Origin of the sequence: Pseudomonas sp. MWU12-2029, from assembly GCF_023242425.1 — a bacterium.
Classification (GTDB): Bacteria; Pseudomonadota; Gammaproteobacteria; order Pseudomonadales; family Pseudomonadaceae; genus Aquipseudomonas; species Aquipseudomonas kribbensis.
Genome location: NZ_JALJDY010000001.1, coordinates 197,764 through 223,595 on the forward strand (window position 1 = coordinate 197,764; position 25,832 = coordinate 223,595).

General features: G+C 61.6%; 30 protein-coding genes. 18 read left to right on the top strand and 12 right to left on the bottom strand.

What is annotated here, in order from left to right:
• The first annotated feature begins 24 nt into the window (after positions 1-24).
• The 6 genes from phhA (at position 25) to M5B44_RS00950 (ending at position 4,450) form a co-directional block, all read left to right on the top strand.
• A complete protein-coding gene (phhA, locus tag M5B44_RS00930; protein WP_225739972.1) occupies positions 25-861 on the top strand; it encodes a phenylalanine 4-monooxygenase in 837 nt (278 codons plus the stop codon).
• Between the two features lie 110 nt (positions 862-971).
• Positions 972-1,328, top strand: a complete 357-nt coding sequence (locus M5B44_RS00935) for a 4a-hydroxytetrahydrobiopterin dehydratase (protein ID WP_003222798.1) — start codon at positions 972-974, stop codon at positions 1,326-1,328.
• Complete coding sequence (locus M5B44_RS00940) at positions 1,328-2,521, top strand: amino acid aminotransferase (protein ID WP_248737976.1); 1,194 nt, start codon at positions 1,328-1,330, stop codon at positions 2,519-2,521. The genes M5B44_RS00935 and M5B44_RS00940 overlap by 1 nt, the downstream gene beginning before the upstream one ends.
• Before the next feature lie 258 nt (positions 2,522-2,779).
• On the top strand, positions 2,780-2,911 hold the full coding sequence (locus M5B44_RS28840) for a hypothetical protein (RefSeq protein WP_263860085.1): 132 nt from the start codon (positions 2,780-2,782) through the stop codon (positions 2,909-2,911).
• 73 nt (positions 2,912-2,984) lie between these two features.
• Positions 2,985-3,167 (top strand): hypothetical protein, encoded by a 183-nt coding sequence (locus M5B44_RS00945; protein ID WP_085710421.1) that lies wholly within the window; start codon positions 2,985-2,987, stop codon positions 3,165-3,167.
• A gap of 95 nt (positions 3,168-3,262) precedes the next feature.
• On the top strand, positions 3,263-4,450 hold the full coding sequence (locus M5B44_RS00950; protein ID WP_248738403.1) for an MFS transporter: 1,188 nt from the start codon (positions 3,263-3,265) through the stop codon (positions 4,448-4,450).
• On the opposite strand, the gene arfB is transcribed toward M5B44_RS00950, so the two are convergent.
• The 8 genes from arfB to M5B44_RS00990 all read right to left on the bottom strand — a co-directional run bounded on the left by arfB (position 4,447) and on the right by M5B44_RS00990 (position 12,136).
• A complete protein-coding gene (arfB, locus tag M5B44_RS00955) occupies positions 4,447-4,860 on the bottom strand; it encodes an alternative ribosome rescue aminoacyl-tRNA hydrolase ArfB (RefSeq protein WP_007958352.1) in 414 nt (137 codons plus the stop codon). The two genes, M5B44_RS00950 and arfB, sit on opposite strands and share 4 nt — an antisense overlap.
• Positions 4,861-4,951: 91 nt before the next feature.
• Positions 4,952-6,370 (bottom strand): amino acid permease, encoded by a 1,419-nt coding sequence (locus M5B44_RS00960; RefSeq protein WP_114881869.1) that lies wholly within the window; start codon positions 6,368-6,370, stop codon positions 4,952-4,954.
• 848 nt (positions 6,371-7,218) lie between these two features.
• The gene (rluB, locus tag M5B44_RS00965; RefSeq protein WP_248737977.1) at positions 7,219-8,430 is read right to left on the bottom strand and encodes a 23S rRNA pseudouridine(2605) synthase RluB; all 1,212 of its coding nucleotides are present in this window, start codon (positions 8,428-8,430) and stop codon (positions 7,219-7,221) included.
• A gap of 155 nt (positions 8,431-8,585) precedes the next feature.
• Positions 8,586-8,777 (bottom strand): DUF1289 domain-containing protein, encoded by a 192-nt coding sequence (locus M5B44_RS00970; protein ID WP_248737978.1) that lies wholly within the window; start codon positions 8,775-8,777, stop codon positions 8,586-8,588.
• 2 nt (positions 8,778-8,779) lie between these two features.
• Positions 8,780-9,799 carry an SMC-Scp complex subunit ScpB gene (scpB, locus tag M5B44_RS00975; protein ID WP_248737979.1) on the bottom strand — a complete coding sequence of 340 codons (1,020 nt, stop codon included), beginning with the start codon at positions 9,797-9,799 and terminating at the stop codon, positions 8,780-8,782.
• A gap of 11 nt (positions 9,800-9,810) precedes the next feature.
• Positions 9,811-10,509 carry a segregation and condensation protein A gene (locus M5B44_RS00980; RefSeq protein WP_170931588.1) on the bottom strand — a complete coding sequence of 233 codons (699 nt, stop codon included), beginning with the start codon at positions 10,507-10,509 and terminating at the stop codon, positions 9,811-9,813.
• 120 nt (positions 10,510-10,629) lie between these two features.
• Positions 10,630-11,259, bottom strand: coding sequence for an L-threonylcarbamoyladenylate synthase (locus M5B44_RS00985; protein WP_096822250.1), 630 nt, complete (start codon positions 11,257-11,259; stop codon positions 10,630-10,632).
• Between the two features lie 13 nt (positions 11,260-11,272).
• On the bottom strand, positions 11,273-12,136 hold the full coding sequence (locus tag M5B44_RS00990) for a PHP domain-containing protein (protein WP_134825861.1): 864 nt from the start codon (positions 12,134-12,136) through the stop codon (positions 11,273-11,275).
• A gap of 87 nt (positions 12,137-12,223) precedes the next feature.
• On the opposite strand from M5B44_RS00990, the gene M5B44_RS00995 reads away from it, so the two are divergent.
• The 6 genes from M5B44_RS00995 to M5B44_RS01020 all read left to right on the top strand — a co-directional run bounded on the left by M5B44_RS00995 (position 12,224) and on the right by M5B44_RS01020 (position 16,325).
• Positions 12,224-12,820, top strand: coding sequence for a septation protein A (locus M5B44_RS00995; RefSeq protein WP_085710410.1), 597 nt, complete (start codon positions 12,224-12,226; stop codon positions 12,818-12,820).
• 1 nt (position 12,821) lies between these two features.
• Positions 12,822-13,121, top strand: a complete 300-nt coding sequence (locus tag M5B44_RS01000) for a YciI family protein (protein ID WP_085733792.1) — start codon at positions 12,822-12,824, stop codon at positions 13,119-13,121.
• A gap of 109 nt (positions 13,122-13,230) precedes the next feature.
• On the top strand, positions 13,231-13,641 hold the full coding sequence (locus tag M5B44_RS01005; protein WP_085710407.1) for a translation initiation factor 2: 411 nt from the start codon (positions 13,231-13,233) through the stop codon (positions 13,639-13,641).
• Positions 13,642-13,648: 7 nt separating this feature from the next.
• A complete protein-coding gene (locus M5B44_RS01010; protein ID WP_085710405.1) occupies positions 13,649-14,326 on the top strand; it encodes a response regulator transcription factor in 678 nt (225 codons plus the stop codon).
• 141 nt (positions 14,327-14,467) lie between these two features.
• A complete protein-coding gene (locus tag M5B44_RS01015) occupies positions 14,468-14,917 on the top strand; it encodes an LTXXQ domain protein (protein WP_134825859.1) in 450 nt (149 codons plus the stop codon).
• Positions 14,918-14,984: 67 nt separating this feature from the next.
• Positions 14,985-16,325, top strand: a complete 1,341-nt coding sequence (locus M5B44_RS01020; protein ID WP_134825858.1) for a sensor histidine kinase — start codon at positions 14,985-14,987, stop codon at positions 16,323-16,325.
• Positions 16,326-16,339: 14 nt separating this feature from the next.
• On the opposite strand, the gene M5B44_RS01025 is transcribed toward M5B44_RS01020, so the two are convergent.
• Entirely contained in the window at positions 16,340-16,906 is a 567-nt protein-coding gene (locus M5B44_RS01025) for a nitroreductase family protein (protein ID WP_115076968.1), read from the bottom strand.
• Between the two features lie 121 nt (positions 16,907-17,027).
• Here M5B44_RS01025 and M5B44_RS01030 point away from each other — a divergent pair, with 121 nt between their 5' ends.
• Positions 17,028-18,482, top strand: coding sequence for a TrkH family potassium uptake protein (locus M5B44_RS01030; protein WP_248737980.1), 1,455 nt, complete (start codon positions 17,028-17,030; stop codon positions 18,480-18,482).
• On the opposite strand, the gene M5B44_RS01035 is transcribed toward M5B44_RS01030, so the two are convergent.
• A complete protein-coding gene (locus M5B44_RS01035; RefSeq protein ID WP_205884480.1) occupies positions 18,439-19,500 on the bottom strand; it encodes an AraC family transcriptional regulator in 1,062 nt (353 codons plus the stop codon). The genes M5B44_RS01030 and M5B44_RS01035 overlap by 44 nt on opposite strands.
• A gap of 167 nt (positions 19,501-19,667) precedes the next feature.
• Between M5B44_RS01035 and M5B44_RS01040 the strand changes: the two genes are divergently transcribed.
• On the top strand, positions 19,668-19,979 hold the full coding sequence (locus M5B44_RS01040; RefSeq protein WP_119430022.1) for a DUF962 domain-containing protein: 312 nt from the start codon (positions 19,668-19,670) through the stop codon (positions 19,977-19,979).
• 24 nt (positions 19,980-20,003) lie between these two features.
• The gene (locus M5B44_RS01045) at positions 20,004-20,594 is read left to right on the top strand and encodes an HD domain-containing protein (protein WP_248737981.1); all 591 of its coding nucleotides are present in this window, start codon (positions 20,004-20,006) and stop codon (positions 20,592-20,594) included.
• Between the two features lie 15 nt (positions 20,595-20,609).
• Here M5B44_RS01045 and M5B44_RS01050 read toward each other — a convergent pair whose 3' ends face one another.
• Positions 20,610-21,425 carry a UDP-2,3-diacylglucosamine diphosphatase gene (locus M5B44_RS01050; RefSeq protein WP_114881861.1) on the bottom strand — a complete coding sequence of 272 codons (816 nt, stop codon included), beginning with the start codon at positions 21,423-21,425 and terminating at the stop codon, positions 20,610-20,612.
• Positions 21,426-21,557: 132 nt separating this feature from the next.
• Between M5B44_RS01050 and M5B44_RS01055 the strand changes: the two genes are divergently transcribed.
• Both M5B44_RS01055 and M5B44_RS01060 read left to right on the top strand, forming a co-directional pair.
• Positions 21,558-22,322, top strand: coding sequence for a helix-turn-helix transcriptional regulator (locus M5B44_RS01055; RefSeq protein WP_134825854.1), 765 nt, complete (start codon positions 21,558-21,560; stop codon positions 22,320-22,322).
• A 72-nt stretch (positions 22,323-22,394) separates the two neighbouring features.
• Positions 22,395-23,288 carry a DMT family transporter gene (locus M5B44_RS01060; protein WP_248737982.1) on the top strand — a complete coding sequence of 298 codons (894 nt, stop codon included), beginning with the start codon at positions 22,395-22,397 and terminating at the stop codon, positions 23,286-23,288.
• Here M5B44_RS01060 and M5B44_RS01065 read toward each other — a convergent pair.
• Positions 23,282-23,569: a SelT/SelW/SelH family protein gene (locus tag M5B44_RS01065; RefSeq protein WP_192560071.1), complete on the bottom strand. Its 288-nt coding sequence runs from the start codon at positions 23,567-23,569 to the stop codon at positions 23,282-23,284. The genes M5B44_RS01060 and M5B44_RS01065 overlap by 7 nt on opposite strands.
• A 71-nt stretch (positions 23,570-23,640) precedes the next feature.
• Between M5B44_RS01065 and M5B44_RS01070 the strand changes: the two genes are divergently transcribed.
• Positions 23,641-25,830, top strand: coding sequence for a patatin-like phospholipase family protein (locus tag M5B44_RS01070; protein ID WP_248737983.1), 2,190 nt, complete (start codon positions 23,641-23,643; stop codon positions 25,828-25,830).
• Positions 25,831-25,832: the final 2 nt, after the last annotated feature.

Sequence of the window (25,832 nt, forward strand, 5' to 3'; positions counted from 1 at the left end):
ACGCTCTGGGTTATTTCTCAGTCCATAGCAGGACATAACAAGAACGAATTCCCCTCGCAGGAGAGCAGTATGAAGCAGACGCAATACGTGGCCCGCGAGCCCGATGCGCAAGGTTTTATCGACTACCCCGCCGAAGAACACGCGGTGTGGAACACGCTGATCACCCGCCAGTTGAAAGTGATCGAGGGTCGGGCGTGCCAGGAATACCTGGACGGTATCGAAAAACTCGGCCTGCCCCACGACCGCATCCCGCAACTGGGCGAGATCAACAAGGTGCTCGGCGAGACCACCGGTTGGCAGGTTGCCCGCGTCCCGGCACTGATTCCCTTCCAGACCTTTTTCGAATTGCTCGCCAGCAAGCAGTTTCCGGTGGCCACCTTCATTCGTACCCGTGAAGAACTGGACTACCTGCAAGAGCCGGACATTTTCCACGAGATCTTTGGCCACTGCCCGCTGCTGACCAACCCGTGGTTCGCCGAATTCACCCACACCTACGGCAAGCTCGGCCTGCAAGCGACCAAGGAAGAACGCGTTTATCTGGCGCGCCTGTACTGGATGACCATCGAGTTCGGCCTGGTCGACACCCCGCAAGGCAAACGCATCTACGGCGGCGGCATCCTGTCTTCGCCAAAAGAAACCGTTTATTCGCTGTCGGACGAACCTGAACATCAGGCCTTCGATCCGCTGGAAGCGATGCGCACGCCGTATCGCATCGACATCCTGCAACCGCTGTACTTTGTCCTGCCGAACCTCAAGCGCCTGTTCGATCTCGCCCACGAAGACATCATGGGCATGGTCAAGCAAGGCATGCAGCTGGGTCTGCACGCACCGAAATTTCCGCCGAAACCAAAAGCTGCGTGAACCGTGGCTTTTACTTACAAGTGAGTCTGTCAGTCGTCGCGGCTTTGGTTTAGCGTGACGACATTGTCAGCCAATATAAAAAAACACCTCTAGATTTCAGGAAGTACACCATGTCCACCTTGAACCAAGCCCATTGCGAAGCGTGCCGTGCCGATGCTCCACAGGTCAGCGATGAAGAATTGCCGATCCTGATCAAGCAGATCCCTGACTGGAACATCGAAGTACGTGACAGCATCATGCAGCTGGAAAAAGTCTTCCTGTTCAAGAATTTCAAGCACGCCCTGGCCTTCACCAACGCCGTCGGCGAGATCTCCGAGGCCGAAGGTCACCACCCGGGCCTGCTGACCGAGTGGGGCAAAGTCACCGTGACCTGGTGGAGCCACTCGATCAAGGGCCTGCACCGCAACGACTTCATCATGGCCGCGCGCACCGACGAAGTGGCCAAGACTGCAGAAGGACGCAAGTAATGCACTTCGACGCCATCGGCCGGGTGCCCGGCGACCCGATCCTCGGCCTGATGGAGGCCTACGCGCAGGATTCCAACCCGCGCAAGTTCGACCTCGGCGTGGGCGTCTACAAGGATGCCCAGGGCCTGACGCCGATCCCCGAGGCGGTGAAAATCGCCGAGGCGCGCCTGGTCGAGAGCCAGGACACCAAGACCTACATCGGTGGCCACGGCAATCCGCTGTTCGGCAAGGTCATCAATGAGCTGGTGCTCGGTGCCGATTCGGCACTGATCGCCCAGCAGCGCGCCGGTGCCACCCAGACCCCGGGCGGCACAGGTGCGCTGCGTCTGGCAGCGGATTTCATCGCGCAATGCCTGCCGGGCAAAGGCGTATGGCTGAGCAACCCGACCTGGCCGATCCACGAAACGATTTTCGCGGCCGCCGGGGTCAAGATCAGCCATTACCCGTACGTTGGCAGCGACAACCGTCTCGACGTCGATGCGATGCTCGCCGTGCTCAATGAAGTGCCGAAAGGCGATGTGGTGCTGCTGCACGCGTGCTGCCACAACCCGACCGGTTTCGACCTGAGTCACGACGACTGGCACCGCGTGCTGGACGTGGTGCGCAGCCGCAATCTATTGCCACTGATCGACTTTGCCTACCAGGGTTTCGGCGACGGTCTGGAGCAGGACGCATGGTCAACCCGGCTGTTCGCCGCCGAGTTGCCCGAGCTGCTGATCACCAGTTCCTGCTCGAAGAACTTCGGTCTGTACCGGGACCGCACCGGTGCGCTGATCGTCTGCGCGAAAACCGCCGACAAGCTCATCGACATCCGCAGCCAGCTGGCGCATATCGCACGCAACCTGTGGTCGACTCCGCCTGATCACGGCGCGGCTGTGGTTGCCACGATCCTCGCCGACCCGGAGCTGAAACGCCGCTGGGCCGACGAAGTGGAAGCCATGCGTCTGCGCATCGCCCAGTTGCGCAGCGGTCTGGTGGAAGCGCTGGAACCGCACGGCTTGCGCGAGCGCTTTGCGCACATTGGCGTGCAACACGGGATGTTCTCCTACACCGGCCTGTCGCCGGAACAGGTGAAAAACCTGCGCGAGCATCACAGCGTGTACATGGTCAGCTCGGGCCGGGCCAACGTCGCCGGGATTGATGCGACGCGTCTGGATCTGCTGGCCGAAGCGATCGCCAACGTCTGCAAATAAACACAATTGTGGGAGCGAGCCTGCTCGCGATAGCGGTGTATCAGTCAGCACAAATGTAGACTGACACGCACTCATCGCGAGCAGGCTCGCTCCCACACTTGTCCTGCGTCACCCTGTCGCACTTGTCTAGACAATCCCGCCCGTCGCAACAAGCGGAATTAAAAATCTGTTTGTCATTTTTACTGCTGTATCCTTCGCAGGCTTTCTGAAAGCGCGGATCTACCAGATCTATCAACAGACTTAGCGAGGAGCGCAACCATGCACGAGATTCCCAATCTCCCCTTCCCAAGCCTGCACGTACCTGAGCAGACGACCACGCAACAAGCCGGCGCCCAACAGCCCGAGCCGAAAGAAGCCGCCGAGAGCCGCCAGGCCGACAGCGAAGAGTAAGTAACACCCGCCGTACAGACCGTGTGGAAAGCGCTAACATGCGCTTTCCACACTGCCTGAAACCGAGCCCGCCATGACCGACGAATCCTTCAACGAACACCAGGCTGAAATCCTCATCGGCGCCACCGAGAAGATGATCGAGATCTGGAGCCGCCTCTCGCCGGAGAAACAGGCCGCCCTGCTCGCCCGTTTCGGCAGCGAAGAAAACGCCCTCGCCGCACTGGTCACCACGCAACTGGTCGCCCCGGCCAAATAGTTTTACTTTTCCCCGCCGCAGAATCGTCCACGCCGGTATCATGAGCAGCCTATCTATTCTGCTCTCCCCGTGGATCGTTACCCATGTCGTCCTCTATGCCAGAACCCCAGCGCCCCCTGGCGGTCACGCTGCAAGTCGTTTCCATCGTCCTGTTCACCTTCATCGGCTATTTGAACATCGGCATTCCGCTGGCGGTGCTGCCCGGCTATGTGCATAGCGACCTGGGCTTCGGCGCGGTCATCGCCGGGCTGGTGATCAGCGTGCAATACCTCGCCACCCTGCTCAGCCGTCCGTATGCCGGCAAGATCATCGACAACCAGGGCAGCAAACGTGCGGTGATGATTGGTCTGGCCGGGTGCGGCTTGAGCGGTGTGTTCATGCTGATTTCGGCTTGGACACCGAACCTGCCGATGCTCAGCCTGATCAGCCTGTTCGTCGGGCGACTGGTGCTGGGCAGCGCGGAAAGTCTTGTCGGCTCCGGATCGATCGGCTGGGGCATCGGCCGCGTCGGCGCGGCCAACACGGCCAAAGTCATCTCGTGGAACGGCATCGCCAGTTATGGCGCGTTGGCCATCGGGGCGCCGCTGGGGGTGTGGTTGGTCAGTCATTTCGGTCTGTGGAGCATGGGCGTGAGCATTCTGTTGCTCGCATCGCTGGGCCTGCTGTTGGCCTGGCCGAAGACTGCTGCGCCGATTGTCGCCGGCGAGCGCTTGCCTTTCATGCACGTGCTGGGTCGCGTTTTCCCGCACGGCTGCGGACTGGCGCTGGGCTCGATCGGTTTCGGCACCATCGCCACTTTCATCACCCTGTATTACGCCACCCAGCATTGGGATAACGCCGTGCTGTGCCTGAGCCTGTTCGGCGCCAGCTTCATCGGTGCGCGACTGCTGTTCGGCAACCTGATCAACCGCCTCGGCGGCTTTCGCGTGGCGATTGCCTGCCTGTCGGTGGAAACACTGGGCCTGTTGCTGCTATGGCTGGCGCCGGACGCACACTGGGCACTGGCGGGCGCGGCATTGAGCGGTTTCGGCTTCTCACTGGTGTTCCCGGCACTGGGCGTGGAAGCGGTGAACCTGGTGCCGGCCTCCAGCCGAGGCGCGGCGGTCGGCGCCTATTCGCTGTTCATCGACTTGTCGCTGGGGATCACCGGGCCGCTGGCCGGGGCGATTGCGGCGGGCTTCGGTTTTGCCTCGATCTTCCTGTTTGCCGCGATCGCTGCGTTGAGCGGTCTGGCGTTGAGCGTCTATCTGTACCGCCACACATCGAAGTACCGCGAAGACTAGAAATCCACCTTGCCGCGCCCGGCCTTGATGCTGCCGCGCTTGGTCTTCGACTCCAGCCGGCGCTTCTTCGAACCCAGCGTCGGCTTGGTCGGGCGGCGCTTCTTCTCGACCTTGGTGGCGCTGAGGATCAGCTCGGTCAGACGCTCCAGCGCATCGGCGCGATTCTGCTCCTGCGTACGGTATTGCTGGGCCTTGATGATCAGCACGCCATCGCTGGTAATGCGACTGTCGCGCAGCGCCAGCAGCCGTTCCTTGTAGAACTCGGGCAAGGACGAGGCCGGAATGTCGAAGCGCAGGTGCACGGCGCTGGAGACCTTGTTGACGTTCTGCCCACCGGCGCCCTGGGCGCGGATGTACGTCAGTTCGATCTCGGCATCCGGCAGATGCACATTGTTGGAAATCACCAGCATGGAAAAGCGTCCGTAATCAGAACCCGCAGGATACCGCGAAAGCACAAAAAACCCGGCACTTGGCCGGGTTTGTTGTTTTTTGCAACGGCGCTTACTTGGCAGCGTTCGCCGCGTGCAGCGCCTGCTGTGCGCCGCGCTTGTTCTTGATCACGTAGCAGACCCACATGAACACGACCCACACCGGAATCGCATACACCGAGATCTGGATACCCGGGATCAGCAGCATCACGCCGAGGATGAACGCCACGAACGCCAGGCAGATGTAGTTGCCGTACGGGTACCACAGCGCCTTGAACAGCGGCGTCTGGCTGGTCTTGTTCATGTGCTGGCGGAACTTGAAGTGCGAGAAGCTGATCATCGCCCAGTTGATCACCAGCGTTGCAACCACCAGCGACATCAGCAATTCCAGCGCGTGCTGCGGCATCAGGTAGTTGAGCAGCACAGCCACCAGCGTTACTGCTGCCGAAGCCAGGATCGAACGCACCGGCACGCCGCGCTTGTCGATTTTCGCCAGACCTTTCGGCGCATCGCCCTGCTCGGCCATGCCCAGCAACATGCGGCTGTTGCAGTAGGTGCCGCTGTTGTACACCGACAACGCTGCGGTCAGGACCACGAAGTTCAGGATGTGCGCCGCGGTGTTGCTGCCGAGCATCGAGAACACCTGCACGAACGGGCTGCCGCTGTAGGAGTCGCCCGACGCGTTGAGGGTTTCCAGCAGGCTGTCCCACGGAGTCAGCGACAGCAGGATCACCAGTGCACCGATGTAGAAAATCAGGATCCGGTAGATCACCTGGTTGATCGCTTTCGGGATCACGGTTTTCGGCTTGTCGGCCTCGGCTGCGGTGAAACCGAGCATTTCCAGACCGCCGAAGGAGAACATGATGATCGCCATGGCCATCACCAGCCCGCTGACGCCGTTCGGGAAGAAGCCGCCGTGAGACCACAGGTTGCTCACCGATGCCTGCGGGCCGCCATGACCGCTGACCAGCAGGTAGCTGCCCAGGGCAATCATGCCGACGATCGCCACGACCTTGATGATCGCGAACCAGAACTCGGCTTCACCGAAGACTTTGACGTTGGCCAGGTTGATCGCGTTGATCAGCAGGAAGAACGCCGCCGCGGTGACCCAGCTCGGGATATCCGGGGCCCAGTAGTGGATGTACTTGCCGACTGCCGTCAGCTCCGACATGCCCACCAGGATGTACAGGATCCAGCAGTTCCAGCCCGACAGGAAACCGGCGAAGCCGCCCCAGTATTTGTGCGCAAAGTGGCTGAAGGAACCGGCCACCGGCTCTTCGACGATCATCTCGCCGAGCTGGCGCATGATCATGAAAGCGATGAAGCCGCAGATGGCATAGCCGAGGATCATCGACGGGCCGGCGGATTTCAGCACCCCGGCCGAGCCGAGGAACAATCCGGTACCGATCGCGCCACCGAGGGCGATCAGTTGAATATGGCGATTTTTCAGGCCGCGTTTCAGCTCGCCTGATTGCGAGTTTTGTCCACTCATGAAAAAGGTCTCACGCAAGGTTTGATGATGTTCAGTAGACGTTGCTGCAAGGTTGCGATTTCAACCAACCTTGATCAAACCCCAGCGCAGGCACCAGGAATTCAGCTTTCTTACAACGGTCATGCGTCACCTGTTTGTTTTTATCTGTGACGAAATCGAACCCGACACGCTTGTGACGCGGCGGAGTGAACAAGGTGGATAATCCTTGAGGTTTGCGCGATTACGCAGAGGGTCACAGTTAAAACGCGGCGCATTGTACACCGCTAACCCCCTGCTGCCAGACCCCGCTGGATCAGCGTGTCGGTTGCCGGGATTGCGTGTGTCCGCCCCGAGAGGCCCGGGCGGCTGCAAAAATTGAGTCAGGCCTTTGCAGGCCATCGGCGTGGACGATGGAAAATCCGCCCCACGTGGAGAAGTGAAAATGGATATCGGCGTTCATTGCGCCTCCTTCTTGTTATGCACCTGCACGACAGGCATGGGGCGCATCTCACCTCTCAAACGACCCTGAAACAAGCGCGCCAGAGCCCTGTGCCAGGCCCGGCGGACGGGGCTTCGGCAGATTTTCCTTACAGCCTGGCAGAGGCGCACGATTCACGGGACTTCGCGGACTTTTCCGTAAACATTCACTGACAGCGCGTAACGTAAAGTTTCCACTCCAGACCCGTTGAAGCCGAGAGCGATGTTTGACGTTAGCTGGCTAACTATCTGAAAGACGTCAATTTTTTTGTTTTAAAACAAGAAAAAAACACCCCAAAAAAAGAAATAAAAAGTCCAAAAAAAAACGCCAACCCTGAGGTTGGCGTTTCTGTTTTCAGCTTGAAGCGTGCCGCTCGAAGCTTACAACTGCCTTATTCCGGCTTCTTGCGACCGAAACCCGGGCGTTGGCCGGAGCCGGCCGGGGCGCCACGACGCTTGCCCGACGGCTTGTCATCATCAGCCAGCTTGATACCTGGACGCTTCGGTGCCGGCTTGGCCGGACGCTTGGTCTCGGCTGGACGATCCGCCACTGGCGTACCACGACCGGCCGGTGCACGACCTTCACCGCGCTCGGTGCGGCCGCGTGGAGCGCGTTCGCCATCCGGACGCGCTGCCGGCTTGCGACCCGGACGCTCGCCTTCGATCTGCGGCTCACGCACGGTACGCGGGCCGGCAGCCGCCGGTGCGCCGTTGGCCGGACGCAAGGTACGCACGCGCTCGGTACGAGGCATCGGACGCGACGACTTGCGCTGCATGCGGTCCAGCTTGTCTTTGCTCTTGGCGTTCAGTTGCGGCATGGCCACCGGGGTCAGGCCGACTTCGGCGCTCAGCACGTCGACTTCGTACTGGCTCATTTCGCGCCAGCGGCCCATCGGCAGGTCGGAGTTGAGGAACACCGGACCGAAACGCACGCGCTTCAGGCGGCTGACCACCAGGCCCTGGGATTCCCACAGACGACGCACTTCACGGTTACGACCTTCCATCACCACGCAGTGATACCAGTGGTTGAAGCCTTCGCCGCCCGGTGCCTGTTGAATGTCGGTGAAACGCGCCGGGCCGTCTTCCAGCACGACGCCGGCCTTCAGGCGCTCGATCATCTCGTCATCGACTTCGCCGCGAACACGGACTGCGTACTCACGGTCCATCTCGTAGGACGGGTGCATCAGGCGGTTGGCCAGCTCACCGTCGGTGGTGAACATCAGCAGACCGGTGGTGTTGATGTCGAGACGGCCGATGTTGATCCAGCGACCTTCTTTCGGACGCGGCAGCTTGTCGAACACGGTCGGACGGCCTTCCGGGTCGTCACGGGTGCAGATCTCGCCATCGGGCTTGTTGTACATGATCACGCGGCGGACCGACTCGGCGGCCTCTTCGCGCTTGATGACCTTGCCATCGATGGTGATTGCATCGTGCATATCGACGCGCAGGCCGAGGGTCGCCTCTGTGCCGTTGACCTTGATCCGGCCCTGGCTGATCCACGCTTCCACGTCACGGCGCGAGCCGACGCCGATACGGGCAAGGACTTTCTGCAGTTTTTCGCCTGCTGGGCCGATTTCCTGGTCGTCTTTCTGGTTGTCACTCATCTGTGCACCTCCCGGTGTGATCTGTTCAGCGGCTCTGGATGGGGCCTGCCGAAGCATTGAAATCTGGGTTTTCGGGCGAAGGGATCGCCGAAGGGTCGCGAATCATACGCGGATGTGTTCGTTCGCGCATCAGAGACTAGTCGATCGAGGCCAGGTTATTTCTTTTTCCGCCGACCGGTGGCGCCGAGCTTGACCAGGCGCAACTCGGCTTCGGCCAGCACCGTGCGCTTGTCGTCCTTGTCGAGTTTCTTCCAGGCCCTGATCTCGCGCTTGCTGCGGCCGCAGCCGAGGCAGATGTCATCGCTGAACTTGCAGAGGCTGATGCACGGGTCCTTGGTCGAGCTCATGCTCAATCTTCGAACTCGCGGCGTTCGGCTTCGATGGCTTCGGCCAGGGCGCGGGCTTCGGCTTCTTCTTCGCTCAGTTCTTCCTCAGGTTCCGGTGCAGGTTGTTCGAGGCGAGCAACGGCGGCCAGCAGCTTTTCCCGGGCTTCGGCCAGGCCGAGCACATCGTCTTCCTGCTCAGGCTCAGGCTCGGACTCAAATTCCGATTCAGGCTCAAAATCGACCTCCGGCTCTGCTTCGAACTCAACGTCGGCTGGCGGCTCGACCGGATCGGACTCAAACCCGGACGGCATCGGCTCGCCATCCGCGACATCACGCAGCAAATCGTCGAAGTCGGTCTTGATCCCCTCCTCCATGCTGTCCAGTTCCAGCAGCAGCGAGTGGAAACTGGTTTCCTCCTTCGGCTCTTCCGGCTCGGCGTTGGCATCGGCCAGTTCCTGCAAGCCCGGTGGCACGGGGGCGTCGTCGAAGTCGAGTACCGGATCCGGCTCGATCTCGCGCAACTCCGCCAGCGGCGGCAATTCGTCGAGGCTCTTGAGGTTGAAATGATCGAGGAACAGCTTGGTGGTGGCGAACATCGCCGGTTTGCCCGGCACGTCGCGGTAGCCGACGACGCGGATCCACTCACGCTCCATCAGCGTCTTGACGATGTTGGTGTTGACCGCCACGCCCCGCACGTCTTCGATCTCGCCACGGGTGATCGGCTGGCGATAGGCGATCAGCGCCATGGTTTCCAGCAGGGCCCGGGAATAACGCTGCGGGCGTTCTTCCCACAGTCGGCCAACCCATGGCGCGAACTTCTCGCGAATCTGCAGGCGGTAGCCGGAGGCAACCTCCACGAGCTCGAACGCCCGCCCCTCGCAGGACTTGCCGAGCAGGGTCAGGGCTTTCTTGAAGACCGGCGGCTCCGGCCGTTCGCCTTCCTCGAACAATTCGTACAGGCGTTCAAGGGTTTGCGGCTTTCCCGAGGCCAACAGAAAAGCTTCAAGCAGGGGCGCCAGCTCGCGGGGTTCACTCAGGTTCATGTTCGGACTCGTTATTCGACTCGGGCTCGCACGTGGATCGCGGCGAACGGCTCATTCTGCACCAGCTCGACCAGGGATTCCTTGACCAGTTCAAGGATCGCCATGAAGGTCACCACCACACCGAGCCGGCCTTCCTCGGCGGTGAACAGCTCGACGAACGGCACAAAGCCGCCGCCCTTGAGCCGCTCCAGCACATCGCTCATGCGTTCGCGGGTGGACAGTGCCTCGCGGCTGACCTGGTGGCTTTCAAACATGTCGCCACGGCGCAGCACTTCGGCCATGGACATCAGGATTTCTTCCAGCGCCACATCCGGCAGCAACTTGCGCACCGTGACCTGCGGGGCGTCGAGCTTGGGCACGATCACGTCGCGGCCCACCCGGCTCAGGCCATCGATGCCCTCGGCGGCGGCCTTGAAGCGTTCGTATTCCTGCAGGCGGCGGATCAGTTCGGCGCGCGGGTCTTCCTCTTCCTCTTCGACGGTTTCGGCCCGGGGCAACAGCATCCGCGACTTGATCTCGGCCAGCATCGCGGCCATCACCAGGTATTCGGCGGCCAGTTCCAGGCGCACCGACTGCATCAGCTCGACATAGCCCATGTACTGGCGGGTAATTTCCGCCACCGGGATGTCGAGGATGTTGATGTTCTGTTTGCGGATCAGGTACAGCAGCAGGTCGAGCGGCCCTTCGAAAGCTTCGAGGAAGACTTCCAGGGCGTCCGGCGGGATGTACAGGTCCAGCGGCATTTCCGTGACGGCCTGGCCATAGACCATGGCAAACGGCAGCTCCTGCTGGGCACCGGCCTGGGGATCAACGGTTTCTACTGCAGACATTCAGGCCTCGACCATGAACGGCGCAGGATCGCCGCAACCGACGCGGACCACTTCCGGATCGTCGCCGGTCAGGTCGATCACGGTCGACGCTTTGATACCGCCGAAACCGCCGTCGATGATCAGGTCCACCTGATGCTCCAGCAACTGGCGCATTTCGTACGGATCGCTCAACGGGTCTTCATCACCGGGCATGATCAGGGTCACGCTCATCAGCGGTTCGCCCAGTTCGGCGAGCAGCGCCAGGGCGATCGGGTGGCTAGGCACGCGCAGGCCGATGGTGCGTTTCTTTGGATGCAGCAACAGCCGGGGCACTTCGCGGGTGGCGTTGAGAATGAAGGTGTAAGGACCCGGCAGGTGGGCTTTCAGAATACGGAAGGTGCCGGTGTCGATCTTGGCGTAATTGCCCAGTTGCGACAGGTCGCTGCAGATCAGCGCGAAGTTGTGCTTTTCGTCGAGCTGACGCAGGCGTCGAACGCGCTCGATGCCGTTCTTGTCACCGATCTGGCAGCCGATTGCGTAGGAAGAGTCCGTTGGATAGACCACCACCCCGCCCTTGCGGATGATCTCGACCGCCTGTTTGATCAGGCGCGCTTGCGGGTTTTCCGGATGGATCTGGAAAAATTGACTCACATTCTCTACCTGTTCAGACGGCGGCAATAACTGTGTCATGTTTGAACCGACACCACAGGGGTGGAAGGTCCTCAGGGAGCGGCCGGTACTGGCCGATCTCCGACCAGCCTCCAGGGCCATGAAAATCACTGCCGGCGCTGACCAGCAGACCGAACTCACGGGCAAGGATCGCCAGGCTGCCCACCTGTTCCGCAGGCTGATGACCGTTGACCACCTCGAGCGCCTGCCCGCCCGCTTGAATATAGTCGGCAATCAGCTTTCGGCGCTTGCTGCGCGTGAAATCGTAGTGCCAGGGGTGCGCCAGGCTGACCCAGGCCCCGGCGGCGCGCAGCGTGCCGACGGTGTCTTCGAGGGTCGGCCAGTGTTGCTTGACGTCCCCCAGCTTGCCGGCGCCGAGCCATTTGCGAAACGCCTCGGCGCGATCCTTGACGAACCCTTCACGCACCATCCAGTCGGCGAAATGCGGACGGGCCGGGGCGTTGCCGCTGTCGCCCAGTTCCTGCTGGATCTGCCGCGCGCCGTCGAGGGCGCCGGGCATGCCCTTGAGGGCGAGCTTGCGGCTTATTTCTTCAGACCGCAGCCAGCGGCCATCGTGCAGACTGGCGATCGCCTCGACCAACGGCGCGGCGTTGACGTCGAAACCGTAGCCCAGCACATGAATGGTCGCGCCGCCCCAGGTGCAGGACAGTTCGACGCCGTTGACCAGTTGCATGCCCAGCGCTTCGGCGGCCGTGCGCGCTTCGGCGAGGCCTTCGAGGGTGTCATGATCGGTCAGGGCCAGGACTCGCACGCCGTTTTCGAACGCACGCGCAACCAGTGCCGCAGGCGCCAGGGCGCCATCGGAGGCCGTGCTGTGGCAGTGCAAATCAACATTCACGGGGATGTGTAACCTCAAATCAGCTGGCGCTATCGCGCGCCCATATGTTTGTTATTATGCCGCCACATCCAGCTTCTGGCTCTCACTGTGAAACAATTCATCGATTTCATCCCGCTTCTGCTGTTTTTCATCGTCTACAAACTCGATCCCCGCACCGTCGACGTTGCCGGCCATGAGTTGACCGTTGGCGGCATTTACAGCGCCACCGCCGTGCTGATCATCAGCTCCCTGGTGGTCTATGGCGCGCTCTTCATCAAGCAGCGCAAGCTGGAAAAGAGCCAGTGGCTGACCCTGATCGCCTGCCTCGTGTTCGGCAGCCTGACTCTGGCCTTCCACAGCGAAACCTTCCTGAAGTGGAAAGCCCCGGTGGTCAACTGGCTGTTCGCCCTGGCCTTCATCGGCAGTCATTTCATCGGTGATCGCCTGCTGATCAAGCGCATCATGGGCCACGCGCTGACCCTGCCGGATGCGGTCTGGACGCGTTTGAACATCGCCTGGATCGGCTTCTTTCTGTTCTGCGGCGCCGCCAACCTGTTCGTCGCGTTCACCTTCCAGGACTACTGGGTGGACTTCAAGGTGTTCGGCAGCCTGGGCCTGACCGTGCTGTTCCTGGTCGCTCAGGGCATCTACCTGTCCCGTCACCTGCACGACGCCGATACCACAACACCAAAAACCGAGGACTGACATGCTCTACGCAATCATTGCCACCGACGTCGCCAACTCCCTGGACGCGCGCCTCGCCGCCCGCCCGGCGCACCTTGAACGCCTGCAAGTGCTCAAGGGCGAAGGCCGTATCGTCCTGGCCGGCCCGCACCCGGCGGTCGACAGCAATGATCCGGGCGCAGCGGGTTTCACCGGCAGCCTGATCGTTGCCGAATTCGAATCCCTGAGCGCGGCACAGGCCTGGGCCGACGCCGATCCGTACATTGCCGCCGGCGTCTACGCCAACGTTGTCGTGAAGCCGTTCAAGCAAGTCCTGCCGTAATCCTTCCCCACGCGATGAACCTTGTCGGTTCATCGCGTTCTCAATCGCTCATTATTCTCGTTTGCCGGCCGACAACCTGCCCAATATCCATTTGGTAACAGGAGTCGCGATGCGCAAGGGTCCGTTGTGTCTGATGCTGGTCACGTTGTCGATCATGGCGCCCGCCCATGGTGAAGAAAGCACCGAAAGCGGCAATTCCACGCCGCTGTCGTTGAGCGCCGGCAGCCAGATCACCGAGTTGCAGCAGCGCCTGAAGGCCAGCGAGCAACAGCGGGAAGAACTGAGCAAACAACTGCAGAATGCCGACAACACCCGCGAAAGCGCCCAGCTTGCCCGGTTGCGCCAGGAGAACCAGCGCTTGAAGCTGCAACTCAAGGAAGCCCAGGCCAGCCCGCTGCCGCGTCTGCTGACCGAACAGCAGCAATGGTTTGTCACCGGCGCCGGGGTAGCGCTATTGGCCCTGCTCTGCGGTATCTTTGCCAGTGGTGCAAGTCGAAAACGTCGACAATGGCTAAATTGAGTGAGTCATGAGCGAGCTGTTACTGATTGATGATGACCAGGAGCTGTGTGAGCTTCTGAGCAGTTGGCTGAGCCAGGAAGGCTTTCAGGTCCGTGCATGCCACGACGGCCAGAGCGCCCGCAAGGCTTTGGCCGAATCCGCCCCCGCCGCGGTGGTGCTGGACGTAATGCTGCCCGATGGCAGCGGTCTGGAACTGCTCAAGCAATTGCGCAGTGAACATGCCGATCTGCCGGTGGTGATGCTTTCGGCCCGTGGCGAACCGCTGGACCGGATCCTCGGCCTGGAACTGGGTGCCGACGATTACCTGGCCAAACCCTGCGACCCGCGAGAGCTCACCGCCCGCCTGCGCGCCGTGCTGCGCCGCAGTCATCCGGCCGCCGTGTCGACCCAGCTCGAACTGGGCGATCTGAGCTTCAGCCCGGTACGTGGCGTGGTCAGCATCGACGAAAAGGAATTCACCCTCACCGTTTCCGAAAGTCGTCTGCTCGAAGCTTTACTCAAGCAGCCGGGCGAGCCGCTGGACAAGCAGGAACTGGCGCAGATCGCCCTCGGCCGCAAGCTGACCCTCTACGACCGCAGCCTGGACATGCACGTCAGCAACCTGCGCAAGAAGATCGGTCCCCACGCCGACGGTCGCCCGCGCATCGTGGCCCTGCGCAGCCGTGGCTACTATTACAGCCTCTGAAGCCCCGCACGTGGACGCTTTGTCAGTTCGATGACAAAGCGTCTTTACCCAAGCTTTACCCAGCGCTGACCGCCGCTGACCTTGATCTCCGTAATCTGTACTCATCCGGAACGTACCGGGAACGAGACAAGGAGATACACCATGCGCAAGACTCTTATCGCTCTGATGTTCGCTGCCGCTCTGCCAACCGTCGCCATGGCCGTGCCGCAAGATGGTGGCCCGATGGGTGGGCCGGACGGCGGCTGGAGCCACGGCGGTCAGATGCACCGCATGCACGGCAAAGGCCCGTACAGCCAGCTGGACCTCTCCCGTGAACAGCGCGAGCAGATCCGCAAGATCATGGGCGAGCAGATGCACGAACGTAAGCAGACGGTCGAGAAGTACCTGGAGAAACTCTCGCCAGCCGACCAGAAAGCCATGAAGGACGAGATGGCGGCCAACCACAAGAAAGCCGAATCCGATGTCCGCGCCGTGCTGAAACCGGATCAACAGAAGAAATTCGACGAGATCCAGAAGAAACAGGCCGAGCGTCGTGCTGAATGGGCCGAGTTCAAGGCCTGGAAAGCGCAACAGCCGCAAAAGGCGCAATAATGTTCTAGCGTCACGCCCCGACCCAACGGCTAACTGCCGTTGGGTTTTCTTTGTTTGAGGATTTTCTGTGCGTTCATTGTTCTGGCGTATTCTCGCGAGCTTCTGGCTGGCCATCGCTCTGGTTGCGGGGCTTTCCATTCTGCTGGGGCACATGCTCAATCAGGACGCATGGATCCTCAGCCGCCATCCGGGCCTGAATACGCTGGCCGCAGACTGGACGCAGACCTACGAATCCCAGGGCGAGGACGCCGCTCAAGACATCCTCCAGCAGCGCAAACGCCAGTATCACATCGACGTCCAGGTGCTGAACGAAAGCGGCGACCCGGTGGTGCGCGGCACCTTCCCCCGTCGCGCGGCGGCGTTCGAGGCCCGGCAGAACAACGACGACCGACGCCTGCCCTGGCGGCGCCTGACCGATGAGTTCACCAGCGAAAAGACCGGTGACACCTACCTGTTCATCTATCGCATCCCGCACCCGGAACTCGACGCCTGGCACCGCGAAAGTCTGCTCTGGCCATTGAGTGCGCTGGGGATCGCGCTGGTGGTGCTGACCCTGTTCAGCCTGCTGGTGACACTCTCCATCACCCGCCCGCTCAACCGCTTGCGCGGCGCAGTGCATGATCTGGGACAGACCACCTATCAGCAGAACAGCCTGGCGAAACTGGCCAACCGCCGTGATGAATTCGGCGTACTGGCCAACGATTTCAACCGCATGGGCGCACGCCTGCAAAGCCTGATCGGCAGCCAGCGCCAGTTGCTGCGCGACGTGTCCCACGAATTGCGCTCCCCGCTGGCACGGCTGCGCATCGCCCTGGCACTGGCCGAACGGGCAAGCCCGGAAGAACGGGAAAAACTCTGGCCACGCCTGACCCGCGAATGCGACCGGCTGGAAGCGTTGATCAGTGAAATCCTGGTGCTGGCGCGGGTCGATGCCGACAATGCCAGCGCCGAAGCCGTGGATCTGAATGCCCTGCTGGGCACTCTGCAAAAAGACGCGCAACTCGGCTCCCCGGAGCAGACCGTACGCCTGGAAGCCGAACCGCAGCTCAATCTGACCGGCTGGCCGACCATGATCGAACGCGCCGTGGACAACCTGCTGCGCAACGCCCAGCGCTTCAACCCGGTGGGGCAGTCGATCGAAATGCAGGCTTCACGTCAGGGCGAGCGAATCGTGGTCAGTGTGCGCGACCATGGCCCTGGGGTGCAGGCCGAGCATTTGAGCCAGTTGGGTGAACCGTTTTATCGGGCACCGGGGCAGACCGCTGCCGGCCATGGACTGGGCCTGGCGATTGCCCGGCGGGCGGCGGAGCGCCATGGCGGGACGCTGGTACTGGCCAATCACCCGCAGGGCGGGTTTGTGGCCAGTCTTGAGTTGCCGTTGGAGCCGGGTGCGATTGTCCAGCCCTGATGGGGTTTTCAGTGTCAGGCTTTACCCGGCCAGGCACTGACAAACTCAGCCAGATCAACCTTCTCCGCCACGCGCGGTTCTTTCTGCGGCGTACCAAGGTAAAGGAACGCAATCACCTCTTCGTCGTCCGTCAGGCCCAGGCCTTTGGCGACATGTTTCGAATAAGCCAGATCACCCGTACGCCACACCGCGCCAATCCCCTGCGCGTAAGCCGCCAGCAGAATCCCGTGGGCGGCACAGCCTGCGGCCAGCAACTGCTCGGCCTTCGGGTATTTGACGTGATCCTGCAACTTGGCGATGACCACGACCACCAGCGGCGCCCGCAACGGGCCGTTGCGCGCCTTGTCGATCATCGCTTCGGTCACTTCGCCTTCCTGCATCTGCGCCGCTTCGGCCAGCAACTCGCCCATCTGCTCACGCGCCGCGCCTTCGACGGTCAGGAAACGATACGGCTGCAAATGGCCGTGATCCGGTGCACGGGTCGCGGCGGCAAACAGCACTTCGCGCTGTTCGGCGGTGGGGGCCGGGTCGATCAGTCGTGGAACGGAAACACGGTTGAGCAAAGCGTCGAGAGCCTGCATCGGCCACCTCCTGAAAAAAATGTCCGGCTATTCTAGCTGCAAGTGATCCGGCCGCGTCGGTTTACATGCCTTGCCCCGCAGGTAGAATGGCGCCTTTCCCACATCAGCCCGAGCGGACTTCATGGCGTTGCCGACCTTACGGATCATTGGTTTCATCATCGGCATCTTCCTGATCACCCTGGCCATCGCCATGGTCGTGCCCATGGCCACCCTGGTGATTTTCGACCGCACCGGCGATCTGCCGTCGTTCCTCTGGGCGAGCATGATCACCTTCGTCGCCGGCCTGGCGCTGGTGATCCCGGGACGCCCGGAACACATTCACCTGCGCCCCCGCGACATGTACCTGCTGACCGTCACCAGCTGGCTGGTGGTGTGCATTTTCGCCGCGCTGCCGTTTCTGCTGACTCAGCACATCAGCTACACCGACTCGTTCTTCGAAAGCATGTCCGGCATCACCGCTACCGGCTCGACCGTACTCAGCGGCCTGGACACCATGTCTCCCGGCATCCTGATGTGGCGCTCGCTGCTGCACTGGCTCGGCGGCATCGGCTTCATCGGTATGGCGGTGGCGATTCTGCCGCTGCTGCGTATCGGCGGCATGCGTCTGTTCCAGACCGAGTCCTCGGACCGCTCGGAAAAGGTCATGCCCCGTTCGCACATGGTGGCGCGGCTGATCGTGGTGACCTACATCGGCATCACCATTCTCGGCAGCCTGGCGTTCTGGTGGGCCGGGATGAGCCAGTTCGATGCGATCAACCACGCGATGTCGGCGATTTCCACCGGTGGTTTTTCCACCTCCGACCAGTCCCTGGCCAAGTGGACGCAACCGGCGGTGCACTGGGTGGCGGTGGTGGTGATGATCCTCGGCAGCCTGCCGTTCACCCTGTACGTGGCCACGTTGCGTGGCAACCGCCGGGCGCTGATCAAGGATCAACAGGTGCAGGGCTTGCTCGGCATGTTGCTGGTGACCTGGCTGGTGCTCGGCACCTGGTACTGGTGGACCACCGACCTGCACTGGCTGGACGCACTGCGCCATGTGGCGCTGAACGTGACCTCGGTGGTCACCACCACCGGTTTTGCCCTGGGCGACTACAGCATGTGGGGCAACTTCTCGTTGATGCTGTTCTTCTATCTGGGTTTTGTCGGTGGCTGTTCCGGCTCAACGGCTGGCGGGATCAAGATTTTCCGCTTCCAGGTCGCCTACATCCTGCTCAAGGCCAACCTCAATCAGCTGATTCACCCGCGCGCGGTGATCAAGCAGAAGTACAACGGTCATCGCCTCGACGAAGAAATCGTCCGTTCGATCCTGACTTTTTCGTTTTTCTTCGCCATCACCATCTGCGTGATCGCCCTGCTGCTGTCACTGATCGGTGTGGACTGGATGACGGCGCTGACCGGCGCGGCCAGTACCGTGTCCGGTGTCGGCCCGGGGCTGGGTGAAACCATCGGGCCGGCGGGCAACTTCTCGACCTTGCCGGATGCCGCCAAGTGGATCCTGTCGTTCGGCATGCTGCTCGGCCGACTGGAGATCATTACGGTGTTTGTGCTGTGTATTCCGGCGTTCTGGCGTCACTGATCGCGTTCGGCGCCTCCAGCAAACGCGCCCGGTAATCGCCGGGCGTGGTGTCGAACCAGCGGCGGAAGGCACGGAAGAAATTGCTCGGGTCGGCAAACCCCAGCAGATAGGCGATTTCCAGCAGGGTCATGCTCGGCTGCGCCAGGTATTGCTCGGCGAGTTCTCGGCGGGTGTCATCGAGCAACTGCTGAAAACTGGTGCCCTCCTCCTGCAGACGCCGTTGCAGGGTGCGCTGGGACAGGTGCAGGGTCTGCGCCACCGTGTCGCGCTTGGGCTCGCCCTGGGGCAGCAAACGACACAATACCTGGCGCGCCTTGTGGGTCACGCGGCTTTCGGAAAACCTTGCCAGATATTCCCCGGCAAACCGGTCATGCAGCAGCGCCATCGCCTCGTTGGCGGTGGGCAGCGGCGCTTCCATGTCGGCCCGTTCGAAGATCAGCGCGTCATACGGCGCGTTGAACACCAGCGGTGCATGGAAGGCTTGTTTGTAGGGTTCAAGATCATCGGGCTCATCGCCCTGCACCAGCACTTTGCGCGGGTGCAACGTGCGCCCGGTCAACCAGCCGCACAGCGCCAGCGCGCAGGCCAGCGAGGCTTCGGCACTTTGCCGGGTCGGCGGCAGATGATCGCCGTGCACCGTCAGGATCAGCGCATAACCTTCGTCGAGCAGGCGAAAACTCAAGTCGGCACTTTCGGCAATGATCCGCTGATACCGCACCAGTCGCTGAAAACCTTCGGCCAGGGTGTTGCTGGACATCAGCGCATAGCCCGCGACATGGAACGAGGCCGGTCGCACCACCTTGCCCATGTTCAGGCCGATCGCGGGATTACCGGACAGCTCGACCGCCCGCTGCCAGAGTCGGGTCATGGAATCCTGCGGGAAGCGTGCGTCCGGATCCTCCAGCGCCGCGTAATCAAGCCCCAGCTGCCTGAACAGAACCCGACAATCCAGGCCGTCCATTTCCAGTGCCTTGACAATCCCCATTGCCCAGCTTGCAGATGTCGTTCGTTCGCTCATGGCGTTTATTCTTGGATGACATGGTGAGCCGCATACTACGGCCGATTTCCCAAGGATAGTAAAGTGGCGCCGATTGTCACTGGCCGACGCCACTGTTCACTCTAGACTCAAATAAGCTACCCGCCGAACAACTTGCAATCAGAACAATAACCACAGAGATCGCAGTCGTGGAAACCATCAGACATTTCAACAGTTTCGCCGAGTTCTATCCGTACTACCTCAGCGAACACAGCAACAGCACCTGCCGTCGCCTGCATTTCATCGGCACGACACTGGTGATCTTCATTCTCGCCATGACCATCGCCAAGGGCGCCTGGCTGCTGTTGCTGGCCCTGCCGCTGGCCGGTTACAGCTTCGCCTGGGTCGGCCATTTCTTCTTCGAGAAGAACCGGCCGGCGACTTTCCAGCATCCGTTCTACAGCCTGCTGGGCGACTTCGTCATGTACCGCGACATGATCCTGGGCCGCGTGGCGTTCTAGAAACCCTGACCAAGAGGATTGCCGATGCATGTCACTGCCCGTTTCACCCACATGAAGGATGGCACGCAGGAAGACTGGGCGATCATCGCGGCGGATTTCAGCGCCTACGCCCGTCAGTTGCCAGGCCGGATCATGGCGCACCTGAAACTGCTCGAAGGTGATTTCGGCGGGTTCCCGGTGGATCGCCTGACCCACTCGCTGCAGACCGCGACCCGTGCCCATCGCGACGGGCGCGACGAGGAATACGTGGTCTGCGCCCTGCTCCACGACATCGGCGACACCCTCGGTTCCTACAATCACCCGGACATCGCCGCCGCGATTCTCAAACCGTTCGTCAGCGCCGAAAATCTGTGGATGGTGGAAAAGCACGGAATCTTCCAGGGCTATTACTTCTTCCATCACCTGGGCATGGATCGGCACCTGCGCGAGCAGTTCAGCGGTCATCCGCAGTATCAGGCGACCGCTGAATTCTGCGCGAAATATGATGCAGCGGCATTCGACCCTGACTACGACACCCTGCCGCTGAGCTTCTTCGAACCGATGATGGAGCGGCTGTTCGCCCAGCCGAAAAACTCGATCTACAAAGCGGCAATGGAAGAGCATTCCCCGGCTTGAGTTGATTTGAAAAACTCAAGCCAGCTCGGCAACCTTGGCCGCTTTCAGTTCGGCTTCCCGCGCCTGCGCATCGGCCAGGCGATACAGCTCGATCGTGCCGTCCCAGTGCTCAATCAGCGCCGTGCACGACTCCACCCAATCGCCACAGTTGAGGTAATCCACCTCGCCGACCTTGCGGATCTCGGCGTGGTGAATGTGCCCGCAGACCACCCCGTGCAACTCGCGCTTCACGCACTCGTGGGCGATGGCTTCTTCGAAGTCGCTGATGAAGCTCACTGCGGTCTTCACCTTGTGTTTGAGATAGGCCGACAGCGACCAGTAGCCGTAACCGTATTTCGCCCGCCAGTGATTGAGCCAGCGGTTGAGGGTCAGGGTGAATTCGTAGGCCGAGTCGCCGAGGAATGCCAGCCAGCGGTGATAGCGGGTGATCACGTCGAACTGATCACCGTGGATCACCAGCAGATGCCGGCCATCAGCAGTGACGTGCACCGCTTCGTCGACCAGCTGGATGTTGCCCAGGATCAGCTTCGAATAACGACGCAGGAATTCATCATGGTTGCCGGTGACGTAGATCACCTCGGTGCCGCGCTTGCTCATGGTCAGCAAACGGCGGATCACGTTGGTGTGCGCCTGGGGCCAGTACATGCCGCTGCGCAGTTTCCAGCCGTCGATGATGTCGCCGACCAGGTAGATCTTGTCGGCGTGATAGCCCTTGAGAAATTGCGACAGATGCTCGGCCTGGCAATCCCGCGTGCCCAGATGCACGTCGGAAATCCACAAGGTGCGAACCCTTTGTTTACGGCTGGGTCTGGCGAGCTCGGCGCTGGTCATGGGCAACCCTCTGCGATGTTTTCGCCACTGTGCGCGAGCCCGGTTAATCGACCATGACAGGCGTGCGTCAGTCTTGTGACAAACGCGGCGCTCTCGCGCCGGTGTAGACTGGCGGCTCGCCCGGAGACCGCCATGCAACCGATCCTGACCCTGCGCCATTACACCCACGACCTGATCGTTCACAGTCACGACCACGCGCAACTGGTGTTCGGCCTGTCGGGTGCGCTGGATTTCGAGGTCGAAGGGCATGGCAGTCAGGTCTTGCAACAGAGCTTCGTGGTGATTCCTTCCGGTGCGCATCACGCCTGCGGCAGCCCCAAGGGCAGCCGTTGTCTGGTGCTGGATGTGCCCGACGAGCAGTGGCTGGCCCGTTCGCTGGGCGATCACGCCGAGGCCAGCCGCCGTCTGCTGGATAACACCGCACGCCTGTCGCTAAATGCCGGCCAGGGCCAACTGGTCAATTGGCTGGCGAACAGCCCGGTGGACGATCCCCTGATTGCGCAACAGGGCGCGGTGCTGTTGCTGGCGAGCCTGAATCACGCGCAACCTGCCGAAGTCTGCGCCCGTCGCCTGCCCTACGCGGCACTCGATGCGCACATCGAGCAGTACGCGGCCTATCCACTGCAAGTCGCGGATCTGGCGCGCATCGCCGGATTGTCCAGCGCCCGCCTGCATGCCCGGTTCGTCGCCGAATGCGGGCAGACACCCATGGACTACATCCGCAGTCGACGCCTGCACAAGGCCGTCGCGCTGTTACGGGAAACCACACTGCCCATCGGTGAAGTGGCCAGCCGTGTCGGTTATGGATCTCAAAGTGCGTTCTCGGCCGCCGTCCTGCGCGAGTTCGGGACCTCTCCTACACAATTGCGACGCGAGGCTGACGACAAAAGTCGATAGTCTGCCGACAGACTTTTCGACGGGTACACGCTTCAATGTGTGCCTGAAATGGTGTTTGGAAATAGGACCGCAATGACTCCCCGTACCGCCCTTGGCGCCCTGCATATCGGCGCATTGATGTTCGGCCTGACCGGCGTCTTCGGCAAACTCGCCGCCGCAACCCCGGCGGTCATCGTCTTTGGACGGGCCGCCTTTGCCGTTCTCGCGCTGGCATTTTTTGCCCGTTTCGCCAGTCAGCACGGCTGGCAAAAACTGCAAGCCGTGGACTGGCGACGGCTGGCCTTGAGCGGTGTTTTGCTGGCGGGGCACTGGGTGAGTTTCTTCATTGCCGTGAAGGTGGCCGGTGTCGCGGTGGCCACCCTGGGTTTCGCCAGTTTCCCGGCCTTCACGGTGATTCTCGAAGGACTGATTTTCCGCGAACGTATCCGCGCCAACGAAATCATTCTGGTGGCACTGGTCAGTGTCGGTCTGGTGCTGGTGACCCCGGCGTTCGACCTGGCCAGCGGTGCGACCACCGGGTTGCTCTGGGCGATCCTGTCCGGCCTGCTGTTTTCCCTGCTGTCGCTGACGAACCGCGCCAGTTCCGGGCGCATTCCGGCGGTGCAGGCAGCACTGTGTCAGAACGTGGTGGTGGCGCTGTGTCTGCTGCCGGTGGCGGCGCCGCAACTGAGTGATGTGCGTGCCATCGACTGGCTGTGGATCGGTTTGCTCGGGGTGTTCTGCACCGGCGTCGCCCACAGCCTGTTCGTTGCCAGTCTCGCCGTGATCAAGGCGCGCACCGCCGCGGTGGTGTTCGCCATGGAGCCGGTGTACGGCATCACCGTCGCGTGGTTGTTGTTCGACGAAAACCCGACCCTGCGCATGCTGCTCGGCGGCGCGCTGATCATCGTCGCCATCGTGGTGTCGAGCCAGATGTCAGGCAGCGCCAGCAAAAAAACGGTTGAGGCCGAGGCCGCGTCTCATTGAGTGCGATCGTTGTGGCCGAGGTCACGCTCAGGGTCGATCTGGTCGCGTACCCGTTGCTTGAGCACCTTGGCTTCGGGGAAACCACCGTCGGCCTTGCGCTCCCAGATCTGCACACCGTCGCAACTGATGTGAAAGATCCCGCCGGTGCCCGGCACCAGTGACACCTTGCCAAGGTCATCGCCAAAGGTGCTGAGCAGCTCCTGCGCCAGCCATGCGGCGCGCAACAGCCACTGGCATTGCGTGCAATAGGTGATGACGATTTCCGGTTTTGTCGCGGTCATGATCGCTGAAACTCCTGAGCCAGAGGGCGCCGCTATAATAGCCGGCTTTAACGCTTGCCCCGAGACTCACAATGCGTCGTCTGCTGATCTGCCTTTTGCTTGGTTTCCTCCCGCTGCTTGTTCATGCCAGTGAAGCGGCTCGGCCAAAAGTCGGCCTCGTGCTGTCAGGTGGCGCGGCCCGTGGGCTGGCACACATCGGCGTGCTCAAGGCGCTGGAAGAGCAAGGCATCAAGATCGATGCGATTGCCGGTACCAGCATGGGCGCGGTGGTCGGTGGGCTGTATGCCTCGGGGTACAAGATCGACGAACTGGAAAAACTCGCCCTTAACATCGACTGGCAACAGGCGCTGTCCGATGCGCCGCCCCGGGAAGACGTACCGTTTCGGCGCAAACAGGATGACCGCGACTTTCTGGTGAAGCAGAAACTGAGCTTTCGCGACGACGGCAGTCTCGGTTTGCCATTGGGCGTGATTCAGGGCCAGAACCTCGCGCTGTTGCTGGAGAGCCTGCTGGCCCACACCAGCGACACCCGTGATTTCGACAAGCTGCCGATCCCGTTCCGCGCCGTGGCCACCGACATCGCCAACGGCGAAAAAGTAGTGTTTCGCAAAGGCCACCTGCCCCAGGTGATTCGCGCCAGCATGTCGATCCCGGCGGTGTTCGCCCCGGTCGAGCTGGATGGCCGGCTGCTGGTGGACGGCGGCATGACCGACAACATTCCCCTCGATGTGGCCCGGGAAATGGGTGTCGATGTGGCCATCGTGGTCGACATCGGTACCCCGCTGCGCAACCGCAAGCAACTGACCACCGTGGTCGATGTGCTGAACCAGTCGATCACCCTGATGACCCGGCGCAACTCCGAGGAGCAACTGGCGGCGCTGCACCCGGACGACGTGCTGATCCAGCCGCCGCTGGCCAGTTTCGGCGCCACCGATTTCGGTCGCGCCGAGGAAATGATCGATGCCGGCTATCGTGCAGCCAAGGCCCTCGACGCCCGCCTCGCCCGTTTGAAGCCCGCAGAATCTCAGGACGCCGAGCTCAACGCTGCCCGCGCACCGGGCCAGCGCACGCCGATCATCACCGCGATCAAGGTCGAGAACGACTCGAAAGTCGGCGACGACGTGATCCGCTACTACATTCGCCAGCCCATCGGTGAACCGCTGGACCTCGGGCGTCTGCACTCGGACATGGGCACCCTGTACGGCCTGGATTACTTCGAACAGGTGCAGTACCGCGTCGTGCACAAGGGCCAGGAACACACACTGGTGATCAGCGCCCGAGGCAAGCGCAGCGGCACCGACTACTTGCGGGTCGGCTTGAACCTGTCGGACGACATGCGCGGTGACAGCGCCTTCAACCTCGGCGCCAGTTACCGAATGAACGGCATCAACCGCCTCGGCGCGGAATGGCTGACCCGGGCACAGATTGGTGACAAGCAGGAACTCTACACCGAGTTCTACCAGCCGCTGGACGTCGGGTCCCGCTACTTCGTCGCGCCCTATGCGGCCTTCGAAGCCCAGAACGTCGATTCGGTGCTCGACAACGATCCGATCGCCCAATATCGCGTCGAGCGCTATGGCTTCGGCCTCAATGTTGGTCGCCAGATCGGCAACAACGGCGAAATCCGCTTTGGCGTTGGTGAGGCCTGGGGCAAGGCTGACGTACGGATCGGCGATCAGAATCTGCCGAGCGAACATTTCAACGAAGGTTTCTACGCGCTGAAATATTCGTTCGACTCACTGGATAACGTGTACTTCCCCCACGACGGCAAGGACGTCAGCCTGACCCTGATGCAATTCGAACCGAGCCTGGGTTCCGACACGCGCTATCGACAGTGGGAATTCAAACTGGACAAGGCCATGAGCAGCGGCCCGAACACACTGATTCTGGGTGGGCGTTACGGCCGCACGCTGGACAATGCGAATGTGGTGACATCGAGCTTCCTGCTCGGCGGCGCCCGACAGCTGTCCGGCTTCCGCGAAGATGCCATCTCCGGGCAGAACGTCAGCCTGATGCGGGCCGTGTACTACCGCCGCCTGACGCCACGCGCCTACCTGCCGCTGGACTTCCCGTTGTATGCCGGCGGCTCGCTGGAGCGTGGCCGGGCCTGGAACAACGACAACGAGTTCGACAGCGGCTACATCAACGCGGCCAGTGTGTTCATCGGTTTCGACACACCGCTGGGGCCGCTGAACTTCAGCTATGGCCTGAACGATGCCAATGAACAGGCGGTTTATCTGAATCTGGGGCAGACCTTCTGACC

Bases quoted from the DNA above. Each gene is read 5' to 3' on its own strand.
- M5B44_RS00935 (WP_003222798.1), top strand. From the start codon at position 972: ATGTCCACCTTGAACCAAGCCCATTGCGAAGCGTGCCGTGCCGATGCT.
- M5B44_RS00940 (WP_248737976.1), top strand. From the start codon at position 1,328: ATGCACTTCGACGCCATCGGCCGGGTGCCCGGCGACCCGATCCTCGGC.
- M5B44_RS28840 (WP_263860085.1), top strand. From the start codon at position 2,780: ATGCACGAGATTCCCAATCTCCCCTTCCCAAGCCTGCACGTACCTGAG.
- M5B44_RS00945 (WP_085710421.1), top strand. From the start codon at position 2,985: ATGACCGACGAATCCTTCAACGAACACCAGGCTGAAATCCTCATCGGC.
- M5B44_RS00950 (WP_248738403.1), top strand. From the start codon at position 3,263: ATGCCAGAACCCCAGCGCCCCCTGGCGGTCACGCTGCAAGTCGTTTCC.
- arfB (WP_007958352.1), bottom strand. From the start codon at position 4,860: ATGCTGGTGATTTCCAACAATGTGCATCTGCCGGATGCCGAGATCGAA.
- M5B44_RS00960 (WP_114881869.1), bottom strand. From the start codon at position 6,370: ATGAGTGGACAAAACTCGCAATCAGGCGAGCTGAAACGCGGCCTGAAA.
- rluB (WP_248737977.1), bottom strand. From the start codon at position 8,430: ATGAGTGACAACCAGAAAGACGACCAGGAAATCGGCCCAGCAGGCGAA.
- M5B44_RS00970 (WP_248737978.1), bottom strand. From the start codon at position 8,777: ATGAGCTCGACCAAGGACCCGTGCATCAGCCTCTGCAAGTTCAGCGAT.
- scpB (WP_248737979.1), bottom strand. From the start codon at position 9,799: ATGAACCTGAGTGAACCCCGCGAGCTGGCGCCCCTGCTTGAAGCTTTT.
- M5B44_RS01000 (WP_085733792.1), top strand. From the start codon at position 12,822: ATGCTCTACGCAATCATTGCCACCGACGTCGCCAACTCCCTGGACGCG.
- M5B44_RS01005 (WP_085710407.1), top strand. From the start codon at position 13,231: ATGCGCAAGGGTCCGTTGTGTCTGATGCTGGTCACGTTGTCGATCATG.
- M5B44_RS01010 (WP_085710405.1), top strand. From the start codon at position 13,649: ATGAGCGAGCTGTTACTGATTGATGATGACCAGGAGCTGTGTGAGCTT.
- M5B44_RS01015 (WP_134825859.1), top strand. From the start codon at position 14,468: ATGCGCAAGACTCTTATCGCTCTGATGTTCGCTGCCGCTCTGCCAACC.
- M5B44_RS01025 (WP_115076968.1), bottom strand. From the start codon at position 16,906: ATGCAGGCTCTCGACGCTTTGCTCAACCGTGTTTCCGTTCCACGACTG.
- M5B44_RS01030 (WP_248737980.1), top strand. From the start codon at position 17,028: ATGGCGTTGCCGACCTTACGGATCATTGGTTTCATCATCGGCATCTTC.
- M5B44_RS01035 (WP_205884480.1), bottom strand. From the start codon at position 19,500: ATGAGCGAACGAACGACATCTGCAAGCTGGGCAATGGGGATTGTCAAG.
- M5B44_RS01045 (WP_248737981.1), top strand. From the start codon at position 20,004: ATGCATGTCACTGCCCGTTTCACCCACATGAAGGATGGCACGCAGGAA.
- M5B44_RS01050 (WP_114881861.1), bottom strand. From the start codon at position 21,425: ATGACCAGCGCCGAGCTCGCCAGACCCAGCCGTAAACAAAGGGTTCGC.
- M5B44_RS01055 (WP_134825854.1), top strand. From the start codon at position 21,558: ATGCAACCGATCCTGACCCTGCGCCATTACACCCACGACCTGATCGTT.
- M5B44_RS01060 (WP_248737982.1), top strand. From the start codon at position 22,395: ATGACTCCCCGTACCGCCCTTGGCGCCCTGCATATCGGCGCATTGATG.
- M5B44_RS01065 (WP_192560071.1), bottom strand. From the start codon at position 23,569: ATGACCGCGACAAAACCGGAAATCGTCATCACCTATTGCACGCAATGC.
- M5B44_RS01070 (WP_248737983.1), top strand. From the start codon at position 23,641: ATGCGTCGTCTGCTGATCTGCCTTTTGCTTGGTTTCCTCCCGCTGCTT.